Origin of the sequence: Candidatus Albibeggiatoa sp. nov. BB20 (assembly GCA_016744725.1) — a bacterium.
Lineage (GTDB): Bacteria > Pseudomonadota > Gammaproteobacteria > Beggiatoales > Beggiatoaceae > Albibeggiatoa.
In genome coordinates, this window is sequence record JADGDW010000017.1 from 1 (window position 1) to 21,935 (window position 21,935).

21 protein-coding genes are annotated in these 21,935 nt (G+C 39.9%); 17 read left to right on the forward strand and 4 right to left on the reverse strand.

What is annotated here, in order from left to right:
• The 7 genes from ABXH34_RS03310 to ABXH34_RS03340 form a co-directional block, all read left to right on the forward strand.
• The coding region (locus ABXH34_RS03310) for a hypothetical protein (RefSeq protein ID WP_353570440.1) at window positions 1-320 on the forward strand (320 nt) is incomplete at its 5' end.
• Between the two features lie 126 nt (window positions 321-446).
• Entirely contained in the window at window positions 447-722 is a 276-nt protein-coding gene (locus ABXH34_RS03315; RefSeq protein WP_353570441.1) for a chaperone NapD, read from the forward strand.
• Window positions 719-3,223 (forward strand): nitrate reductase catalytic subunit NapA, encoded by a 2,505-nt coding sequence (gene napA / locus ABXH34_RS03320; protein WP_353570442.1) that lies wholly within the window; start codon window positions 719-721, stop codon window positions 3,221-3,223. The genes ABXH34_RS03315 and napA overlap by 4 nt, the downstream gene beginning before the upstream one ends.
• A gap of 6 nt (window positions 3,224-3,229) precedes the next feature.
• Window positions 3,230-3,979 carry a ferredoxin-type protein NapG gene (gene napG, locus ABXH34_RS03325; protein WP_353570443.1) on the forward strand — a complete coding sequence of 250 codons (750 nt, stop codon included), beginning with the start codon at window positions 3,230-3,232 and terminating at the stop codon, window positions 3,977-3,979.
• Entirely contained in the window at window positions 3,979-4,797 is an 819-nt protein-coding gene (gene napH / locus ABXH34_RS03330; RefSeq protein ID WP_353570444.1) for a quinol dehydrogenase ferredoxin subunit NapH, read from the forward strand. The genes napG and napH overlap by 1 nt, the downstream gene beginning before the upstream one ends.
• Window positions 4,798-4,975: 178 nt before the next feature.
• Window positions 4,976-5,431, forward strand: coding sequence for a nitrate reductase cytochrome c-type subunit (locus ABXH34_RS03335; protein WP_353570445.1), 456 nt, complete (start codon window positions 4,976-4,978; stop codon window positions 5,429-5,431).
• Between the two features lie 15 nt (window positions 5,432-5,446).
• The gene (locus ABXH34_RS03340) at window positions 5,447-6,064 is read left to right on the forward strand and encodes a NapC/NirT family cytochrome c (protein WP_353570446.1); all 618 of its coding nucleotides are present in this window, start codon (window positions 5,447-5,449) and stop codon (window positions 6,062-6,064) included.
• A 477-nt stretch (window positions 6,065-6,541) separates the two neighbouring features.
• Here ABXH34_RS03340 and ABXH34_RS03345 read toward each other — a convergent pair whose 3' ends face one another.
• Complete coding sequence (locus ABXH34_RS03345) at window positions 6,542-10,675, reverse strand: hypothetical protein (RefSeq protein WP_353570447.1); 4,134 nt, start codon at window positions 10,673-10,675, stop codon at window positions 6,542-6,544.
• 258 nt (window positions 10,676-10,933) lie between these two features.
• Between ABXH34_RS03345 and ABXH34_RS03350 the strand changes: the two genes are divergently transcribed.
• The 10 genes from ABXH34_RS03350 (at window position 10,934) to ABXH34_RS03395 (ending at window position 19,018) form a co-directional block, all read left to right on the forward strand.
• Entirely contained in the window at window positions 10,934-11,899 is a 966-nt protein-coding gene (locus ABXH34_RS03350) for a coiled-coil domain-containing protein (RefSeq protein ID WP_353570448.1), read from the forward strand.
• Window positions 11,900-11,914: 15 nt separating this feature from the next.
• On the forward strand, window positions 11,915-12,742 hold the full coding sequence (proC, locus tag ABXH34_RS03355) for a pyrroline-5-carboxylate reductase (protein ID WP_353570449.1): 828 nt from the start codon (window positions 11,915-11,917) through the stop codon (window positions 12,740-12,742).
• Window positions 12,742-13,314, forward strand: coding sequence for a YggT family protein (locus ABXH34_RS03360; protein ID WP_353570450.1), 573 nt, complete (start codon window positions 12,742-12,744; stop codon window positions 13,312-13,314). Before proC ends, ABXH34_RS03360 begins: the two co-directional genes overlap by 1 nt.
• Before the next feature lie 288 nt (window positions 13,315-13,602).
• Window positions 13,603-13,947 (forward strand): ArsR/SmtB family transcription factor, encoded by a 345-nt coding sequence (locus ABXH34_RS03365; RefSeq protein ID WP_353570451.1) that lies wholly within the window; start codon window positions 13,603-13,605, stop codon window positions 13,945-13,947.
• A gap of 122 nt (window positions 13,948-14,069) precedes the next feature.
• Entirely contained in the window at window positions 14,070-15,206 is a 1,137-nt protein-coding gene (locus ABXH34_RS03370) for an efflux RND transporter periplasmic adaptor subunit (protein ID WP_353570452.1), read from the forward strand.
• A gap of 11 nt (window positions 15,207-15,217) precedes the next feature.
• Window positions 15,218-15,847: a LysE family translocator gene (locus ABXH34_RS03375; RefSeq protein ID WP_353570453.1), complete on the forward strand. Its 630-nt coding sequence runs from the start codon at window positions 15,218-15,220 to the stop codon at window positions 15,845-15,847.
• A gap of 104 nt (window positions 15,848-15,951) precedes the next feature.
• Complete coding sequence (locus ABXH34_RS03380) at window positions 15,952-16,536, forward strand: NAD(P)H-dependent oxidoreductase (protein WP_353570454.1); 585 nt, start codon at window positions 15,952-15,954, stop codon at window positions 16,534-16,536.
• Between the two features lie 494 nt (window positions 16,537-17,030).
• Window positions 17,031-17,423: a DUF2750 domain-containing protein gene (locus ABXH34_RS03385; protein WP_353570455.1), complete on the forward strand. Its 393-nt coding sequence runs from the start codon at window positions 17,031-17,033 to the stop codon at window positions 17,421-17,423.
• A gap of 22 nt (window positions 17,424-17,445) precedes the next feature.
• On the forward strand, window positions 17,446-17,649 hold the full coding sequence (locus tag ABXH34_RS03390) for a hypothetical protein (RefSeq protein ID WP_353570456.1): 204 nt from the start codon (window positions 17,446-17,448) through the stop codon (window positions 17,647-17,649).
• Window positions 17,650-18,130: 481 nt separating this feature from the next.
• On the forward strand, window positions 18,131-19,018 hold the full coding sequence (locus ABXH34_RS03395; RefSeq protein WP_353570457.1) for an RDD family protein: 888 nt from the start codon (window positions 18,131-18,133) through the stop codon (window positions 19,016-19,018).
• Window positions 19,019-19,208: 190 nt separating this feature from the next.
• Here ABXH34_RS03395 and ABXH34_RS03400 read toward each other — a convergent pair whose 3' ends face one another.
• The 3 genes from ABXH34_RS03400 to ABXH34_RS03410 all read right to left on the reverse strand — a co-directional run bounded on the left by ABXH34_RS03400 (window position 19,209) and on the right by ABXH34_RS03410 (window position 21,715).
• Window positions 19,209-20,078 carry an HpcH/HpaI aldolase/citrate lyase family protein gene (locus tag ABXH34_RS03400; protein ID WP_353570458.1) on the reverse strand — a complete coding sequence of 290 codons (870 nt, stop codon included), beginning with the start codon at window positions 20,076-20,078 and terminating at the stop codon, window positions 19,209-19,211.
• A 148-nt stretch (window positions 20,079-20,226) separates the two neighbouring features.
• Window positions 20,227-21,144: an AEC family transporter gene (locus ABXH34_RS03405; RefSeq protein ID WP_353570459.1), complete on the reverse strand. Its 918-nt coding sequence runs from the start codon at window positions 21,142-21,144 to the stop codon at window positions 20,227-20,229.
• 181 nt (window positions 21,145-21,325) lie between these two features.
• Window positions 21,326-21,715: a DUF4189 domain-containing protein gene (locus ABXH34_RS03410; protein ID WP_353570460.1), complete on the reverse strand. Its 390-nt coding sequence runs from the start codon at window positions 21,713-21,715 to the stop codon at window positions 21,326-21,328.
• Window positions 21,716-21,935 lie beyond the last annotated feature (220 nt).

Genomic DNA, 21,935 nt, shown 5'->3' on the forward strand with positions numbered 1-21,935 from the left:
CTTTAGATGATTTAGAAAATATATCTAAACGAAATACTTTATTTGAAAACTTATTAGGTATATTGGATGATTTTAAATCGTGGATAAATGTAATATTTATTGAACAAGATACTGAAGATATACATTATATGAGTATATCTTTTGATAATATTGACATTGATGAGATAATGTACTCTTTTGATATTTATGAAGTTATCGAGTCTAATCGTAACTCTTTAACTGACTCTAAAGACAATATAGATAATACTTATGAGAAGAAAAAAGCTACAGATGGGAAATCTGAAACTGATGCTATTCATGATCTTTTTGATAGAAGTTAGTTTCCAGTCTGCAAGTTGATTAATTTCCCAAAACTTATCCCACATCAAATCATCACATTTTATCCACTGATAGAATTGGCTTATCTTATTACACTTCTTTTTTCTACCCATCTGTAGGTGGTATTTATGACAATGGCCATTTCAGGTGTGCTGGTACATGCTGATAACGCGCAGATCAGTCATGTTCAACAGCAACTCTCGCAAATCAACGGTGTAGACATTCACACCACAACCGAAGATGGACGCATTATTGTAACCTTAGAAAGTGATGATGGTTACAATATGGCAGACACCATGGCAGCGTTTAACCAAATTCCGGGCGTATATTCGACTGCAATGGTTTATCAATACAGTGATGACGATCTCGACGAACAAGAAACACAGGAGGGCATGACGCTATGAAACTCACACGGCGTAGTTTTATCAAATCCCAAGCAGCCGCAGCAACCGCAGCCGCCGCAGGGGTTTACCTACCAACCACCACCGCAGAAGCCGCTTCTAACAAAATCCGCTGGGATAAAGCCCCTTGTCGATTCTGTGGCACGGGCTGTAGTGTCTTAGTCGGCACAAAAGAAGGACGTGTGGTTGCCACCCAAGGCGATCCTGATGCACCTGTGAATCGTGGTCTAAACTGCATTAAAGGTTATTTTTTATCCAAAATCATGTACGGCAAAGACCGTTTGACCACGCCTTTATTACGCATGACCAACGGCGAATATGACAAAGAAGGTGAATTCACCCCTGTCAGTTGGGACAAAGCCTTTGACGTGATGGCAGAAAAATGGAAAACCACGATTAAAGAAAAAGGCGCGGATGCCGTTGGCATGTTTGGCTCTGGTCAGTGGACAATTTTTGAAGGTTACGCCGCATCAAAATTATATAAAGCAGGTTTCCGTACCAATAATATCGACCCGAATGCACGGCATTGCATGGCATCTGCGGTTGCGGGTTTTATTCGTACCTTTGGTGCTGATGAGCCGATGGGCTGTTATGACGATTTAGAACATGCCGACGCTTTCGTGTTATGGGGTTCTAACATGGCGGAAATGCACCCGATTTTATGGTCGCGCCTTACTGATCGTCGTTTAACAGGTGAAAATGTTAAAGTCGCGGTGTTATCAACTTTTACCCATCGTTCGTTTGATTTAGCCGATTTAGGCATGATTTTCAAACCACAAACTGATTTAGCCATCCTTAATTACATTGCGAATTACATTATTCAAAATGGCAAAGTCAACGAAAAATTCTTAGGCACTAACGTCAACTTCCGTCGTGGTAATACCGACATTGGTTACGGTTTACGTCCAGAACATCCAAAAGAACAAGCCGCTGTCAATTCAGATAAAGTAGGCGGTTCAACCCCGATGAATTTTGAAGAGTTCAAACAATTCGTATCAGAATACACGGTTGACAAAGCGCATGAAATCTCAGGCGTGCCGATTCCTGAATTAGAAGCTTTAGCCAAAATCTACGCTGATCCTGATATTAAAGTAACTTCTTACTGGACAATGGGTTTTAACCAACATACTCGCGGTACGTGGGCAAATAACTTAATTTATAACATCCATTTATTAACAGGCAAAATCTCCGAACCGGGAAATGGGCCATTCTCGTTAACGGGTCAACCTTCTGCTTGTGGTACAGCGCGTGAAGTCGGTACGTTCGCTCATCGTTTGCCTGCTGATTTAGTGGTGAAGAAAAAAGAACATCGTGATTTCGCGGAAAAAGTCTGGAAATTGCCTGAAGGCACAATCCCTGCAAAAGTGGGTTATCACGCGGTATTACAAAATCGGATGTTGAAAGACGGCAAATTAAATGCGTATTGGGTGATGTGTAACAACAACATGCAAGCCGCTGCCAATATCAACGAAGAAGTCTACCCTGGGTATCGTAATCCTGATAATTTCATTGTAGTTTCAGACCCTTATCCAACTGTAACCGCAATGGCGGCCGATTTAATTTTACCAACCGCAATGTGGGTAGAAAAAGAAGGCGCGTATGGTAATGCAGAACGTCGTACTCAATTCTGGCGACAACAAGTCGATGCTCCGGGCGAATCCAAATCCGATTTATGGCAATTGATGGAATTCTCCAAACGTTTCACCGTGGAAGAAGTTTGGCCAGAAGAATTAATCGCTAAAAAACCTGAATTACGCGGCAAAACCTTATTTGATGTGTTGTATGCCAATGGTCAAGTTGACCAATATCCAGCCGATACGGTTACAGATACGGCAGGCAATGAATACCATAACGATGAAATGGATGCGTTTGATTTTTATCCACAAAAAGGCTTATTTGAAGAATATCGTTTATTCGGTTTAGAAGGGCCTAAGAAAGGACATGAATTAGCGACATTTGACCAATATCATCAATCACGCGGTTTACGTTGGCCAGTCATCGATGGCAAAGAAACTTTGTGGCGGTATCGTAAAGGCTATGATCCGTATGTCACAGGCGATCGTGAAGTTGAATTCTATGGCAAGCCAGACGGCAAAGCAGTGATTTTCGCTCTACCTTATGAGCCTGCTGCTGAAGAACCAGATGAAGAATTTAATTTATGGTTGGTCACAGGTCGAGTGCTTGAGCATTGGCATTCAGGTTCGATGACTCAGCGTGTGCCAGAACTCTATCGCGCGTTCCCAGATGCGGTGATTTTCATGCACCCAGAAGATGCGAAAGAACGTAAATTGCGTCGTGGCATGTCGGCTAAAATTTTAAGTCGCCGTGGTGAAGTCGTTGCCAATATCGAAACCCGTGGACGTAATAAGCCACCGCGTGGTGTGGTGTTTATTCCTTGGTTTGATGCGCGACGTTTAGTCAATAAATTGACCTTAGATGCGACATGTCCGATTTCTAAAGAAACGGATTATAAAAAATGTGCGGTCAAAATTGAGCGAGCGTAATCTCTCATGGCTGTTAAGAAAACTGCAAGTCGCCGAGATTTTTTAATTGGTTTAGCTCAAACCGCATGTGGTGCATCATTGTTGGGTTTAGGTGTCTCGCTGTTGAGTCAACAGTCTAGTGCTTTGCCTGCTCATGCGTTGCGTCCACCGGGGGTGAAAGATGAAGCTGACTTTCTTTCGGCTTGTATTCGCTGTGGTTTATGTGTGCGTGATTGCCCTTACGATACGTTGAAATTGGCGGAATTGGGTGAAGATGTCGCTGTGGGTACGCCTTATTTTCATGCGCGGGAAATTCCTTGTGAGATGTGTGAGGATATTCCGTGTGTGAAGGCTTGCCCAACTGCTGCACTCGACCCTGAATTAACCCGTATTGATGATGCGCGTATGGGTTTGGCGGTATTGATTGACCAAGAGACTTGTTTAAATTTCTTGGGTTTGCGTTGTGAAGTGTGTTATCGGGTTTGTCCTGTGATTGATAAAGCGATTACTTTAGAAACCCATCATAATCAACGTAGTGGCGCACATGCGGTTTTTATTCCCACTGTCCATTCAGAATACTGTACGGGCTGCGGGAAATGTGAGAAATCCTGTGTGTTAGACATCACGGCAATCAAGATATTACCCGAACCTTTAGCCAAAGGCGAATTAGGCAAACATTATCGATTAGGCTGGGAAGAGCAGGAAAAAGCAGGAAAATCATTATTACCTGATGTCTTGGATTTACCTGATCGTTTACCAACGGTGGAGGGTTCGTAATGGCTAATCGACATTGGCTTATTTCTCATCGATGGTTATTGCTACGCCGTTTCAGTCAATTAGGCATTTTAGGTTTATTTCTGCTCGGTCCTTGGGCTGGGTTATGGATTGTGAAAGGTAATTTAACCTCAAGCCTAACCTTAGATGTATTGCCATTGACTGATCCTTATGTGTTATTGCAAACCTTTGTCGCGGGTCACGCCATCGCATCCACTGCATTCATCGGCGCGTTGATTGTCATTGTGACGTATATGTTAGTCGGTGGTCGGATGTACTGTAGTTGGGTGTGTCCAATCAATATGGTCACGGATTTGGCGCAATGGTTACGCGATAAATTAGGCATCAAAGGCAGCAGCATCGTATTAAAGCGGCAATTTCGCTATTGGGTGTTTGCCATGACTTTAATCGCCAGTTATATCACGGGGCAATTGGTTTGGGAATTTGTAAACCCTGTTTCTATGTTACATCGTGGTTTGATTTTCGGCATGGGTTTCACAGCGGCAGTGGTTTTCGCAGTTTTCATTTTTGATTTACTCATCAGTCGTCGCGGTTGGTGTGGACATGTTTGCCCTGTTGGGGTGTTTTACAGTTTATTGGGACGCACCGCATTATTACGCATCAACGCTTATCAAAAACAAAAGTGTGATGATTGTATGGACTGTTATCAAGTTTGTCCTGAACAACAAGTGATTAAGCCTGCTTTAAAAGGGGCGGAAACAACGTGGATTCATGCAGCTCAATGTACCAATTGTGGACGTTGTATTGATGTGTGTGATGAGGCAGTGTTTCGATTTCAAATTCGTGGGATTAAAAATTGATTTAGAACAGATTTCTCTCGTTACCATGCTCTGCGTGGTAATGCAGCGGTGACGCTCTGCGTCGTATACGATTCAAAACGCGGAGCGTTTATACTGCATTCCAACGGAGACCGTCGGAACGAGGAAAATCTAGCAATTCTAAATGACACAAAAACAAAATTTATTAGGAGGCGACACAATGAAACGCTTACTTGTATTAGTAACTCTTTTATTTGGACTATTTGGCGGATTCATTTCAGCCATGGACGCGGTTGAAGCAGAGTCTGTCACATCATTACGTGGTGAAAAAAGTATTGATGATGCAGCCAGTCAACCTGATTTTAAAAAATGGCAACCTGACCGTGATCCAATTGAACGTGATTATATTCAACAACCGCCATTGATTCCGCATAAAACTGATGGCTATCAAATCAACCAGAAATTTAACAAATGCTTAACTTGCCATAGCTGGCGCAATTACAAAGCAGCCAATGCAACTAAAATTAGCTTAACCCATTTTTCTGATCGTGACGAAAATGTATTAGCCAATGTATCAGCGCGGCGTTATTTCTGCACTCAATGTCATGTGCCTCAAATTGATACGGAAGTATTGATTGAAAACACCTTTGAGCCTGTTCAAGTATTACAACGTTAAGACAGGGAGACCGTAATGAGTGATGGTTCAGAAAAAAAAGGTCTATGGCGCACCTTATGGAGTCCTAGCGCACGTTATACCCTTGGCAGTTTACTCTTAATTGGGTTTATCGGCGGGATTATCTTCTGGGGTGGTTTTAATACCGCGATGGAAGCAACCAACAAGGAAAAATTCTGCGTTTCTTGTCACGAAATGAAAGACAATGTGTATGAAGAATACAAACAAACCATACATTACAGCAACCGTACAGGGGTTCGTGCGACTTGTCCTGATTGTCATGTGCCGAAAGAATGGACACATAAAATGATTCGTAAGATTCGTGCTAGTAATGAAGTATTGCACAAAGTCTTAGGTACGATTAATACGCCTGAGAAATTTGAAGCCAAACGTTTAGAATTAGCGGAAAATGTATGGCGTTCAATGAAAAAAACCAACTCGCGTGAATGTCGAAATTGTCATGATTTTGATTCTATGGACTTTGGACGGCAGCAACGACGCGCGGTACAGCAACATATTGAAGGCATAGACGCTGGCAAAACTTGTATTGATTGCCATAAAGGGATTGCTCACTCTTTACCTTCGATGACAGAAGTTGACCCAAGTGCCGTAATCGGTGACGGGGAGAAACATTAGTTTTTTATTTTTAATAATGAAATCCAGCAATATGGCTCTTTGAGTTGGTATTGCTGGACTTTTTAAAGCTAGTTTAGGTTTCATGATCCATCCAATTTTTTGTTAACACCACTCTCAAAAATATCATCACCATCTGTGTCAACACTTAAGTCGAGACTATTATCTGGGAAAAATTATTATTCATGGAGATATTATTGAACTGCTTGATGTTGAATTGGATTGTAAGTGATTTTATTAGATACGCATACGATGGTATGGATGACTAATAATGATGAACAATTAGGGTTTCAGGCAAGAATATTAATTGATGATGCTTTATTTAAAATGGACAGGTTATTTACAAACGCATGATGCTAGAAAATAATTGAACAGCATTAACTCAATTTAATTCTATCATGAAGCCACACTTTGTTCTTAATAAATCACAAACGGAATAATAACAAGACTGCCAGCCCAAGCCAGCAGCCTCAAAATCAATTATTTAGTAACGACTTTCTTTTGCCATGGTAAAGACAAATCCTTCCAAAACCCATTAGCTGTGAAACACTCCCAACCCCAGCGTAACCAACGCAATAAGGCAAATGATAACCACAATGCCCATAACAGCATCGCAATCCGATACACCCATAAGGATAACGAAAGCACCCATACTTGAGGCAATTGCTCGCCAATACGATCGTGATACCAACGGAAGATATAAGGCGTTGAATCATTGCCTGTAATATACATATTTGGCTGACCTAACAAACCTTGGTGAATCGCGGCAAACAAGGCAATCAATGCAAAACCCGTTAAGGCAAAAATACTAAATTGTAATAAATCAAACCGCCAAGCAGGTATGAATTCCACATTGATATTCTTACGCCAACCCAACATGATAAACCAAGCAACCACCAATGCCGCCATTTGGATAGGAATCTGAATTAATACAATCCCCAACAACAACCAATGCACAAAATTAAGCGGCGTTAACTGCACAAAATGTAAGCCTGCTGCCAACAATACAACCATGATAAACAAGCCCCAAATCAATACCGCAGGCCCCATTAAACTGGTATCTGTCCACAATGTCCAACGGTTATAGGGCATACTCAATTCAATATCCGTATTCACACTAACCATGCCCAAACCCACTGTTGGTGTGGTAAATATTCTGTCCATACCAATCGGTTGTCTAAACACTAACTCGATATTTTGTTGCCCCGGTTTCACGGGTAAAGTGACTTGTCGGTCTTCTTGGCGAATGGGCTGTGATGTATTATTAATTTTCACGCTTTGTAGTTCTGCATCTTCAGGCAAAGTCAAACTGTGCTGACTACCGCGACTGCTGCGTAAACTCAAACTCAGGGTGCTTTCAGTGGAACGCTGCCCCGGTTTAACCAGTAAATGACTGCGATCAATCGTCATTGCTTGCCCAGTTACACCCAGCGGACGACTGATATTAAGCAGTACCCTTTCACCTGCCCAAGGTCGCCATTCTGGTAACCAATTGCCTTGTTTATCTTGATGATGAATCACGGGAATACCATCAATCTCAACATGCCAAATCGCACTCACATCTAGTTTCCACACCTCAGTGCTGGATAAACTGTCAGGCGCAATCAATTCTAAAACCGACAATTCATCAAATACTGATACCCAGCGGATCGCACGTTCATGCGGAGATAAATTAATTAAGGCCTTACCATCTTGAACCCGAATTTTTTCACTCGTCACCGATTCACCTTGTAACAATGGAATTTCCAAAACCACGGCCGAACCTGTTGGGGTTAAACGAGTCACAACGGTTTCCACCTGCCAATCCAAACCCAGCGATAAAGTGCGTTGAATCCGAACAAATGGCGGCAAACTACCCATTTCCAGCTCTTCAGTACGTGTGCTTTCATCTTCCGATTGCTCGCGAGTGAATTGTAATTGATTATCCGCTAAACCATTTTCATGCAAACCTTCAACAAGCCAGCCCGATGCTTTGGCCTCAATCCAATGCGGCTTTAATGGCAACGGCAATTGCACCGTATTGCGACTAGGTACAACACCGTTAAGCTGCACTTGATGGATACCTTTATCTAATTTGACCCATAATTGACCGCGTTCATCACGCATTAAGGCTTCGGCTTTTTCACCATTAACAAACACTTGTTGTGCTAGCCATTGGTTAGCCGTACCGGGTAATGGAATCGCCGTGGCGGTATAAGTATGCACTTCTAAACGCAAGCTTAATTGATTATCATTTAACTCTAATGACATACGCGGACTGGTTGCACAACTGGGTAAACACTCAGGCGGCTCTAATAAACGATCCTTCAATTCATTGAGCAAATATTTCGGTGGGTAGTCGGTTGTGGCAGCTTGCAACGGTTGTGAAATCGGCAACATCGCCAACCATATTCCCATCGCTAACCATGCGAAACTATCTAATTTAAATGACAATTGCTCATGATGTTTTTGGTAACGCTTCCACAACGACAACATCAATAAGCCAATCAATACTGATAATAACAGCACTCGTGAAAAACCTAACACGCGATTAATCTGTGGTGAAATCAACCAAAGCTTAATATTTTGCTGTTGCTGTACCGGTCCATTCCAACCCATTTCTACAGTTTGCCATTGCCAATGTGGTAAGCCTGGTCCTGTTTGTACTTGTGCATTAGGATCAATTTGGACTAATTTTTTAGCTTGTTTACGTGGCGACATATTCTTATTGTATCCACCATAAGAATATTTTTGCTCAAGATTTGGGCGTGAACTACGTTTTGAGTGCATTTCTGCTGCTTCGTCTGCCATAATATTATTTTCCTCGTACATCGCTTGGGGTGCTGCGGGTTTGGCAGTGGCAAAGGTTTCAGTTGTTTGAGCAACGCTTTGTCCTAATCGCAAGTTGTGTTCTAACTGAGGGAAAATGCTTTGTCTGATTTGCTGTGCCATAAAGGGAACGGTGATTAACAGCAGAGCCAATACGGTAATATTGCGATACCAGCCTGCTAATTTTGCCCACATACTCATCGCTGGCAATACCCGTAATAAGGCAACAGCGACTAAAATATTCAACCATACATAACGCGGTGCATCCGGTTCGTGATAAATCAGCACTAAAGTGACCAACATCAATACACCCCAATACCAACGCCATAATTTAGCCACTGCAATCGCGATAATCAATACAATGAAAATATCCAATAATGTCCATTGATTCACCCAAGTTTGATGAATGCTATCAACTCCGCTGGCATTGAGGATTCTCCAACCCGGTGGCAGATGCAATACCGCATTCACTTGTTGAAAATCATGCAACCAACCGACTGTTGGTAAACTATCCATTGTCCCTTCTAAGCGGCTATCTGCAACTAAATTAATATTACCGCGCCGCACTTCAACCCCTGCATGACTGGAATCTTGCAAACGGGTGATAAATTGATTCTGCCCATTCACGCTGGCACGTCCTAAGTGAGCAGGTTCAGCCATTTCCAAACGCCAGCCACGGGTCATTGTGCCTTCTATTCTGTCTTGTACGCTGTAACCAATCCCATCAAAATCTAACCAAAATTGCCGACGTAAACGTAATTGATCGGGAGCAGGTTCTGGATCACCACGGCGTTTTTCAACCAATTGCATCGCATCATTAGGTAACATTCGATAAGCAGGAAATTGTTGCCATTCAGAAGGTAATGCAGTTTGTCTGGGGTCTATCGTATCCACATTTTGTACTTCAACCCAACGTAAATGATTTTTACCTTCAAACACCCACACTTCTTCATTTGCCCATAATTCAGGCTGCGGCAATTGAATCTCATTCACCGCTTTTGCATAACGGGTTGTGAGCATAATCACCCATGAACCGGGACGGACTTGTACTTTTAACTGTCCATTGGCTTCTAAACGGGCAGGCAACGGACTGTCTAAACCCATTGGAATTTGTTCAGCTAATAATGCAGGAGCTAAAATTTCTTCTCGATGTTTACCCGCCACATCTAATTCAATACGGGTTTCAATCTGTAATGGAATCTCATCAATCACATGCCGATAGACTCGAATATCTAAACGATTATCTTTGGTTGGTTCTTCATTTGCGACCCCACGTTGTCGTAACCACAAACGCCCCGCATTGTCTAATGTAGGATGCTCAACAGCTTTGTCATTGATTTCTAAACTTACCAAGCCCGTTGCACTTGGCACTTGCAAATATTCAGGCTGACGCTGCCAATTAAATTCACCACTTAAAATATAATGACCTGCTTGCAAAAAGGCTGATGGAATTTGGTCATGTTCAGAAATAATCACAGGTAATGAGGAAGTATCGAGGATATTAGGGACTTGAAGAGTGACATTTTGGGGGAAATGCTTGCGGCTACCCACCAGAGGAATCCAGCCTTCGCCATACACGCGCCATTCTTGTTGCCAAGTGGCTTTATTATCATTGATCTTTAAATGTAGCTCAGAAGCCCAATAACATAAGCGTTCATTACTGTTGTAAATAAAAGGGCATTTACGGTCTGGTGTATCATGCAACACCCAATCTGTCCAAGCTTGTAGCGGCTCAGGTATTGCCCCCACTGCTTGAACCTGTAACAATAAACAAATTATCCAGATAAGACGCAAGAGTTTATTCATAGCATAATGCTCGCTAGCTGCTTTATAATATAATGCTGATTACGTTGGACTAAGGACTAGTGGTTTTGGATTTTTCAATCTGTTAATAATAGACGAGTCCTAGAGCTGAAATTGTTTGGAGTTAGTAGAAAATAATCATTTTATTCCAAAACAAATTGAATCTAGTTTCACGTAGGTAACTTAGATACCACTAGTTTAAACTGTGAACAGACATTTGGACAGCCGAATTACTCAGATACGGATTTTTAGGTAACATCAATGACAAAAAAGAACTTAGCTGTTTCAATTTTAGAAGACGCGCCCGCAGACGTGCCTGAGGAAATCGTCAGGATACATAAAGAAGCCCTACAAGTAGTATGGCATACCGCACATAATTATGCTCAGCAAGAATTGTTGAAAGAAAAGCATCGTTATCAAGAAGCTAAAATTGAACTGACAGAACAGCGGTTGCAAGCAATTAAGCAAAAAGAAGACGTTGAAGTACGCAGCATTAAGCTCAAAGAGCAATTAGTGGTACTCGAACGTGAAAATAGTACTTTGCATTCAGAGTCTGATCGTCGCCAAGGTGAATTGAAAAAGACCGAAGACCGTGTATTGCAACTGGAAGAAGAACATACTCAGCAAGACCATGAAACAAAAAAACATATCCAAGAAGTTGGCCGAGTACGTGCAAACAATGACGAATTAAACAAAAAATTACACGAAGCCCACTATCAAATCGAGCAAGATCAAAAGCAGTTTAAACAAACGGCAGAAGAGTTGCTTGTTAGTCAACGTAATCGTGAACGTTTGGAAAAAAGTCTCAAAACCGCGATGCAAGAATCAGAAAGTGTTTGGAAGCAGTTGAAGCTGGAACAAACTAAGGTTGCTGTCGCAGAAGCACAGACACGAGAATTGCGTGAAGTGATCAAAAAGCTCAATGATGAAATCAAATCGTTGAAGCAAGATAAGCAGGAATTGCGTGCAGATGTGGAATCTGAAAAGAAAGCCCATGTCGAGACCGAGAAAAAATTAAATACTTTATCAGCCCGTGCAGATTCTCAAGAATGGGCGTATAAAGAGATGATAAGCAGTTTAGAAAAAGACTTAGAAATCGCCCGAGAAGAAGCTTCAAGTGTACGTACACGTATGATTAAAGCTGAAGGCAAATTAGAACGCGAAATAAAAGCCATTGAACGGCTTGAAACGAAACTTGTTGCTGCGGCAGGTGGTAATAAGCACTAACAAGGAGATGTGATTATGCAAAAAAGTAAAATCAGTTTTATTGGCGGTGGTAACATGGCAACCAGCATTATTAATGGGTTGCTGCAAGCGAATGTACCTGCCGAACATATTCGTGTTGCAGACCCAGCCGCCCAGCCGTTAGCCGCACAATTTTCTGTGGAGTGTGTTAATCACAATGTATCCGTACTCGAAGATGCAGATGTGGTGATTTTGGCAGTCAAACCACAGATATTGGCTGACGTAGCGAAGTCTTTAGCAACAGCACTATCCAGCGAGCGTCCACCCTTATTTATCAGTATTGCAGCAGGGATTCAAGTCAAAGATATGGCGCGTTGGTTAGGAATTAATAAGCCATTAGCCATCGTGCGTGTAATGCCTAATACACCTTCATTAGTTCAATGTGGTGCGGCAGCACTGTTTGCAGGCGAATATGTCAGCAATGACCAAAAAGATTTGGCAGAAAGTATTTTACGTGCTGTAGGCTTAACTTTATGGTTAGAGAATGAAGCGGATATGGATGCTGTAACCGCATTATCAGGTAGTGGGCCTGCCTATTTTTTCTTGCTAATGGAAGTGATGGAAAAAGCGGGGGCACGCTTAGGTTTATCCCAAGAAATGGCGCGTTTATTAACTTTACAAACCGCATTTGGTGCAGCTAAGATGGCATTAGAAAGTAGTGAAGATGCCAGTACTTTACGCACCCGAGTGATGTCTAAAGGCGGAACAACGGAGCAAGCGTTGAATGTACTCAATGAAGGCGGTATGCAAGAATTATTTGATAAAGCATTGAAAGCTGCAAAAGATCGAGCCACTGATATTGCCAAGCAGTTTGGAGAACAATAATGACAATATCTCCTTTAGTAAGCGCATTTATATTTTTGATTAGTGCCTTATTTGGGTTTTACATTATGCTACTGATGTTACGGTTTTTAATTCGCTGGATGGGGATTAATTTCCGTGGTGAACCGATGTTGCAGTTTTTAGTGCAAGCAACTAACCCCGTTTTATTGCCGCTGTATAATTTTATTCCAGGATGGCGAGGAATTGATTTTGCGGCGTTATTTGTGATGTTGGCATTAAAATCTACCGAGTTGCTTATTATTGCTGCGCTGATTGGTCAAAGTATTGGTGTGGCTCAATTATTAATCCTTGCATTTGCTAAACTTATATCGTTGTGCATCAGTATTTTCTTCTGGACAATTTTAATCCAAGTCATTTTAAGTTGGATGATTACTTTGGCTCAAGCTTCAATTCCTTATAACGTACAATATTTCTTGACCCGATTTAATGCAACGATATTAGAACCTTTACAGCGTTATTTACCTCCAATTAATGGCACTATTGATATAAGTCCAGTCATTGCATTATTAGTTTTGCAGTTAATGGATATTATTATTATTGGCTATCTCACCTAATGAGATTATCAGGCTTTTTTAAATCTGTTATTGACTCTCAAGTTATAACTTGAGAGTTGTACTGATTCATTTAAAAAATCAAAAACCTTTATATTTATTCAAGAAATTGATAATGGATTCGTCTTGGCTGTATTGCTAGTTTAAAATAATATAGATTTAAAGCTAAGCATAATTAACTCTAAATTATTCTGAAAATCACACTGCTCAATTGGCAAGTTTCTCATTTGAATACAACCACAGCCTTATTTTAGCTTGACAAACTCCCACACTAATTCTAAAATTCGAAACATGTCGAATATTAAAAGTTTAGAAAATGATCTGCCGCTCATCGATGAGTATGCAAAAATATTTAAGGCGTTATCTAATCCAATACGCCTGCGAGTTTTTTTGTATACGCTTGCTAAGCATCCTCCTGGTACAGTGATTGATATTGATGTAGACGCGATGATGTCTTGTCAACGTAGTCTTGCAGAGGAATGTGGTGTTGCGGCATCAACCATGTCACATCATATAAAAGAACTCAACAACGCAGGCTTATTGCACACTAAACGCACTGGGCAACAAGTCGTGATTTGGGTCGATGTAGACGCGATGGAAAAACTTAAACTGTTTTTTTCAACTATTAGTGAATAAGTGCACTATTTTTTTCGTCTATAGTATTCGAAAAGTGTCGAATTTTATTACAATCGAATGACAATACAGGATGGGGAGTAAGGTCAGTCATAAGTCCAAATATTTTTAGGGAGAACAACATTATGCCGTATAAGCGATACCATATACTGCTCATATCAAGTCTATTATTTCTAGTCACAACCGTGCAAGCACAACAAGTCGTCCGAACTGAAACAGTGCAATTACAGCCGTTACAACAGCGCAACCGTGTCACAGGCAATTTAAAAGCCTTGTCCGAAGCTCATTTAGCGGTGCGTGAATCAGGTTATGTGTCAAAAGTCTTTGTCAACGAAGGCTCACGGGTCAAAAAAGGCGGCAAATTATTGCAGTTGGATAAGCGGCGGCTCAATTCACAATTGGCGCAATTACAAGCTGAGTTAAACCAAGCTAAAGCCTCAGTGAAACAACGCAAAGCAGAGTTAGACAACGCCAAAATAGAACTTGAAGCAGATCAATATTCAGCCAAAAAGAAAGCAATTTCACAGCGGGTTTTACGTTCATCAAAAACCTCTGTTACTGTGTCACAAGCAGCATTACAAGCGGCACAAGCCTCAGTTGAAGCCCATCATGCTCAAATTCAATATTTAAAAGTGCGTTTAGCCGATTTGAATTTATATGCGCCATTTAGTGGTTTAGTAACGGAACGTTTTGCCGAGCAAGGTGAATGGTTTAATCAAGGACAACAAGCCATTAGTATGGTTGAAGATACCAAACTGGAAGCGTGGTTAGATGTGCCTGAACGATTTGCTCACAAATTAGGTAAAAAACCCAAAGTAGATTTACAAATCAATGGTTTAACGTTGAGTTCAAGTAATGTTGTCACTTTAGGTAAAGTAGATACTAAAGCCCGAACCTTCACTTTAGTTGCTCGTTTTGATAATCGTCAACAAAAACTAATGTCGGGTATGTCTGTTATCGCGTGGTTGCCTTTGGGTGAGCAAAAAGCCCAATTGACTGTGAGTAAAAATGCACTGGTGCAACGTGGTGGCGACTACATGGTGTTTAAAGTAGAGAAAACCGATGAAGGTGATATGGCAAGTAAAGTTGAGGTTAATGTATTGTTTTATCAAGATAAGCTTGCTGCAATTGAGTCTGCTGAATTACATCAAGGCGATCGAGTCGTGAATGAAGGTAATGAGCGTTTGATACCGGGTGCTGTCATCGCGGAACACGAAATGAACAAGTCAGACGACAATAATGCTGTGGCTTTAGCGAAATAAGGATGAGATAAATGTTAGCAATAGAAACAATTATCACTTTCTCGCTTGCGTCTAGCCTTATCATATTAGCTCCAGGCCCAGACAATCTTTTTGTCCTCAGTCAATCTATATTACATGGCAAAAGAGCAGGTTTGGTGGCAATTATTGGTATTTGTACGGGTATTGTTTTTCAGACAACCGCCGTTGCATTTGGCTTAGCCATGTTATTTCAATCATCTGCGATTGCATTTTCTATCTTAAAAATAGTGGGTGCAATCTATTTGGTTTATTTAGCATGGAAAGCTTTAACCGCAAGCGTATCAAGCCAAAATGTAGAAATGGTAAAGAACGCAGTTAATTTATATGAACTTTATATCCGCTCGATATTTATGAATATTTCCAACCCAAAAGCATCTATGTTTTTCCTTGCTTTCTTACCACAATTTGTTGATGTGAGTGCGGGAGCAGTGGCTTATCAAATTTTTATGCTAGGAGGGTTAGTCATCGTAGCCACATTTTTTATTTTTGGCATGATTGTGTTGTTAACATTTAAATTAAGAGATTGGGTTCATCGTTCGCCAACAGTACAAATGGCATTAAATAAGGTTGTCGGTGTGATGTTTTTAGGTTTTGCATTCAAATTGGCGACTTCTAGTCGCTAGTAAAAAAATAACCTAATTCGTTAAGATTGGTAGTCCTAAAATATCACATTATTTTAAATCTAGGACTGCCCGTCTTATTGACTTGGATACAATAGGAGATTTCAATGAAAAATATTTTTATCATCAACACGCATGAATATTATCCCGTTTCAGAAGGTAAATTAAATGCATCTTTGGTGGATAAAGCACAGTCGATTTTAGAATCTAAAGGCTATGAAGTCCAAGTTACAACGATGAAAGATGATTATGACCCCATCGCAGAAGTGGAAAAGCATGTATGGGCTGATGCGGTGATTTTACAAATTCCTGTGAACTGGATGGGTGTGCCTTGGAGTTTTAAGAAATATATCGATACCGTGTATTCATCAGGTTTAGAAGGACAATTATGTCATGGTGATGGCCGTACCCGCAGCGATGCTAATCAACAGTATGGTACGGGCGGTGTATTGCAAGATAAAAAATATATGTTGTCATTGACATTTAATGCACCGAAAGACGCTTTTGATAATGCTGACCAATGGTTTTTTGAAGGTAAAGGCGTGGATGATTTATTTTGGACAACCCACTTAAATTTTAAATTTTTCGGAATGAAATCTTTAGAGACTTTTGTGTGTTATGACGTGATGAAAAATCCAAATATTGACAATGATTTCAAACGTTTTGAATCCCATTTAAATCAGTATTTCTAAAAGATTCAAGCTGGCAATGAAACTGTTTTTTTATTGTCAGCATTGTATTTTCAGGAGTCAAAAACTTGTTTTGCAAATGGCTATTTAAAATTTGGGTGTAACTACCTAGTTCAACTATGCTAATAGAAAAAATCGGTTAGCAGAAGAGATGTATAAACTTAGCCCTATATAAAATCCTACACCCCATATCCATCCTCAGAATAAATCACAGCAGAGTATTAAAACATTCTCAACCAAGCTGAATGAGATTTAAGGTTAAGCAAAAAATCAATATCTGCTTTACCATCCAAATCGGTGCATACGTATTTGCTCGCCTTCATGCTCTCATCTTTATTTTGCGCAAGCAGCAACATAATCTATTTTCTATATTAGACCTTTTATTTTTATGGCATAGTTGAGCGAGGTCAACAGTCTCAGTATAAAACCAGCGCACTATCTGAAATATTTAATTGTGTATAATTAAACATTCCCCACTAGTTTATAGGATGAGCGTGATGTCTCTTGCACCTAATACAGAGCGACAAGCTGGTTTTGCTAAATTTTCTGCACAAGAACGGATTGAGTATTTTCTCACTCGCACAATGGAAGGCGAAGAGGTCTGGGTACATGCGGATGATGAAGGCTGGTTAATGCGGGAGGAAAATGAAAAAACAATTTTACCCATATGGCCGTATGAAAATCTTGCTCAGGCTAATCTTGCAGGAGGAGAATCAACGGTACAAGCCACCTCTTTAGAACATTTCATTGACATTTTAAATCATAATCAAGCCATTCACCTTGATATTATGCCCTTACCTGAACAGCCTATTGTGCTTATCTCCATAGTGGAAATATTAAGCATGTATGAAAGTTTAATTGATTCAGGCAGTTATTTTTTAGAAGGTTAACTATCACTGGTTAGGCCTAGATATGTATTTGCTTGCAGTTGGATTGTATAACCAAATCGAATGGCTGTTACTGCTTTTTCCTCTCACGTTGATTGCGTTTTTAGCGATGGCTACTTTAATGATTGGAGAGCGTGTGACCAAGATTATCCTGAAACCTCAGCGTATCACTATTGTCATTAGCTTTGGATTTTGGCTAAAACGTCATGTACATTTTAAACGCTGGTAATTCCTTGGAAACTATCAACCTTCCTATGAAATGAATAGAGATCAAATCAATCCGCTTTTTGTCTTATTCGTGTTGAAACCGCGTTTGCTCGGCCATAGTCGTTACCGTTATTTTATGTGCTGTAATCAATCAAAAGTCTCATGGATAAACGCTGGACTTAATTATTGGACAAGCAATCCCATATCAATGGGCATCTTAAATAAGCCACCTGTCGATATGAAATAAGCCGCTTTTAAATTTAATAATGATTATATTTAATGAGGTAAAGCATGGTAACAATAACAACGCATATCTTTATCTTTCTCAGATATTCACTGATTCTTTCAATATTAAAATGCAGCTATTTCATTAATAAGTTCATACTTTAGAGAGCCATTATGGATACAGAACTGCTATAATAGTTTTTGATATTTTAAGCTCTGATAGTCTTTTGAGGCTGGTTTTTATATTTGTGTTATTGTCTGAAAAAAAGGAAGTTTTTATGGAAAACTACTATGAGATATTAGGTGTATCTCGCCATGCCTCAGTTGATGAAATTAAACAAGCCACTCAACATCACATCCAGCTCATTAAAACAGCTTATGCAACCTTATCAGATACTGAAAAACGTCAGGCTTATGAAGCAAATCCTGCTGAAATTGATTATTACGCATTATTAAATACTGATAGTTCTGCCACTTCAACCCGTTTAAAAGTCACCGCGCAAGAAAAACTGAATACGTTAAAATCAATGTATCAAGTATTGTCGAATCCTGAAAAGCGTGAAGCTTATGATGCAACAACTTTAAACAATGAATCACAATCGGATGATGTTGATTTATCTGGTTCGTCATCAGGAGAGGATAATCCATACGCCGCGCCTGATACGGTAATGACTGACATGTCGATTGATTCGGAATTCGAATTAGCGTCACGCTCATCTCGTTTTGGAGCTTATATCTTTGATATGATTATTTATATGATTCCAATTACGCTAACCATCATTGCTATTTTAGTGTTAGAGGATATGGTGCAGTTTGATTCCTTTGAAAGTGGTGAGGACCTTATCAGCTCGCCATTTGCACTGGCTTATTTTGGCTTTCTGGGTATTAGCATGATTGTGATTTTTATCCTAAACTTGGTGTACCTTTATCGTAATGGTCAGACGATTGGCAAGAGAGTACTCGGTATCAAAATTATACGTACAGACTACACCAGAGCGGGTTTAGCACGTATTATCTTTTTACGCTATTTTATTATGGGAATGATTGGGGGAATTCCTCTGATTGGACTCATTATCACGCTTGTCAACTATTTGATAATTTTTGGCAAACCCCGTCGTTGTTTACATGATTATATTGCAGATACTATCGTCGTAAAAGTGAAATAATTATTTCCCCAATCGATTTGTCTACAAATGCAACAGAATGAACCTGAATAATCTATTTCAATTAAAAACCAGTTGATTGGAATAACTATAAAAAATGTGTTGTTTATAAGGTAGGCTGCTTGCAAATCGCATCTTTCTCACAATGATGATTGATGCGATTTGCTTTAAATTTTATAAATACAGTTTATAATTAGGCACGGTTTTGAATTGCGCCACTTAACGCTAACATGCGTTTTGCTTCTTCAACATGTAAATTCTCCACCAAACGTCCATTGACCACAACAACACCTTTGCCTGCTTGCTGTGCCTTATCCCATGCTTGAATGACTTTTTCTGCATGTTTAATTTCAGCTTCACTGGGAGCAAATACTTGATTCGATGCCGCAATTTGTTTTGGATGAATTAAGGTTTTGCCATCAAATCCCATATCACGACCTTGGATACAGGCGGCTTCAAACCCTTCAGCATTTTCTAAATCTAAATACACTCCATCTACAATGTCTAAGCCATGGATACGAGCAGCCATCACGCACATACTTAACGGCACTAACATGCCAATACGGTCAGGCGTATGACGCACCCGCATTTCTTTCGCTAAATCAGATGTCCCCATCACAATGGTTTTTAAACGTGGGTGGCTGCCTGCAATCGATTCAATATTAAACATGCCTTGTGGAGTTTCAGCCATAATCCAGATTGGCAATTCTGCTGAGCCACCGTTTTCATCTAATAATTGGATGGCATCTAAAACTTGCTGTGCTTGGTCAACTTTAGGTAATAACACCCCATCAATCGGTAGTTTGGCAATGGCGGCAATATCATCTTTACCCCATTTAGTATCCAATCCATTTACGCGCACAATCACTTCTCTTTCCCCATAGCCACCTGCATTCACTGCTTGGGTAATTTGCTCACGCGCTTGTTGTTTGGCATCTGGGGAAACCGCATCTTCTAAATCAAAAATTAAACTATCAACAGCTAACGTTTTGGCTTTTTCCAACGCACGCGCATTTGAGCCCGGCATATATAACACAGAACGGCGCGGTTTTAATTGTTGCATTGATTTACTCCACTTCATTGATTAATTCATTTTATAAGGGGCAAAATCATAGCGGATTCACCCAATAAAATATAGTACAGTCATTTTATTTTAAGATGATATAGGAAGAGCCATTCTTGCTTTCAAGACATAATTGATTATACAAGGCTCAACATGTCGCCAACCATAGAATCCAAGGTAAGGAAAACAAGCTCAAAATGATTTGTACACTGATAATATTGGCCATTAGTTCAGCATCGCCGCCCATTTGTTTAGCCAAAATGTAAGATGATGTTGCGGTGGGTAAAGCGGAAAAAAGTAATGCAATTTGATAAATGTGGCATTCAAGCTGAAATAATAAATGAATACTGAATACGATGAGCGGAAAAATAACTAATTTAATGCTACTGGCAATCACAATATTAAAAAAGCTGCGTCTAAAATGATGCAATTCCAAGCCTGCGCCGACGGCCAATAAACCTAGCGGTAAAGTGGCTTGTCCTAGTAATTGAAAGCTTTGTTGCAATTCTTGAGGTAATTTTAACTGTAAGATATTTAAACCTATTCCAATCACACAGCCAATAATCAGTGGATTTTGTAACAACGTTTTACCGACATCACGCCAACAGACAGGGGTGTGACTTGCATAAAATTTTAATACCAGAACACAAAGCACATTCAGCAACGGAATCATACTTATCATTGCAATGGCGGCTAAAGCAACGCCTGTATCAGGCGACCAAATCGCTACTATTGCCAAACCGATATAACTGTTAAAACGCAAACCACCTTGAAATACTGAGGTAAAGGCTTTTGTGTCTGCTTTCCATAATGGGCTAAGTATAATTAAACTGATTGTGACTAAAGCAATAGTGGCTATCAAAGTTAAAGACAGTGCAACTAAACTACCGCTGTTAATACTGGTGCTTGATAATTTATGGATCAGCAATGCGGGAAAACAAACAAAATAAACCAGTTTTTCAAATCCATTCCAAACATCCAATTCTAAAAACTGTAGCTGTTTTAAAATATAGCCAAAGCTGATGAGTAAAAAGATAGGTACTAAAATAATACTTAAGTTTGACATTGGAATGAATACTTTTGTGGGGATGAATTATCAAGCAGACGGGATTTTATAGATCATTTTATTTTGATTATTAGGACTGGCAGCGATTGGAGGACTGCCAGCCCTAATATGTAACATTTAGTATAACTTTTACAGCAAACCTACCATGCTTCTATTAATTCTATCAAGTTGATATTTAAAACTATTCAGTACCAATAGTTAAACTAATATCACAATTTTCAGTGTATTTTTTACAATTTTCTAACGCCATCAATTGTGCATCTTGTCGGTACGTGCCTTGACCTGTACCAAAGCCATTATCGCCTTTGGCAAGCGCACCATAGGCATTTTTAAACCATAACTCAGCGACACATTCCGTTTCATCACTTTCAAGCAATTTGACGCACTCATCTAAAGCAACTTCCTCCGCCGCGTCACGAGAATCATAATCGGTTGCATAGCCATAGACACCTTCTTCTAATGAATAGGCAATTGCACCATATTTGTCATCTGCAAAACTGGCTTGGCCTGCAAGTAATAACATTGTCCCCGCTGTATAAATAACAGTTTGTTTAAGAAATGATTTCAACATGAGCATAACCTCTGTAGTGAGCTGTTAGAGTCTGTACTATAAACTGATTTAATTGATAAAAAAAGTAGATTTATTCCATGTGTTCCTTAAGTTTTGTCGGGTTCAGAAGAGGGATTTATAAACCCCATTATACAAATTTAGTGGAGAAAATATTGATTATCAAATATTCTCATTATCTATCCAATATGGTAAAGTTAAAAATATTTATTTTTTATTCTAT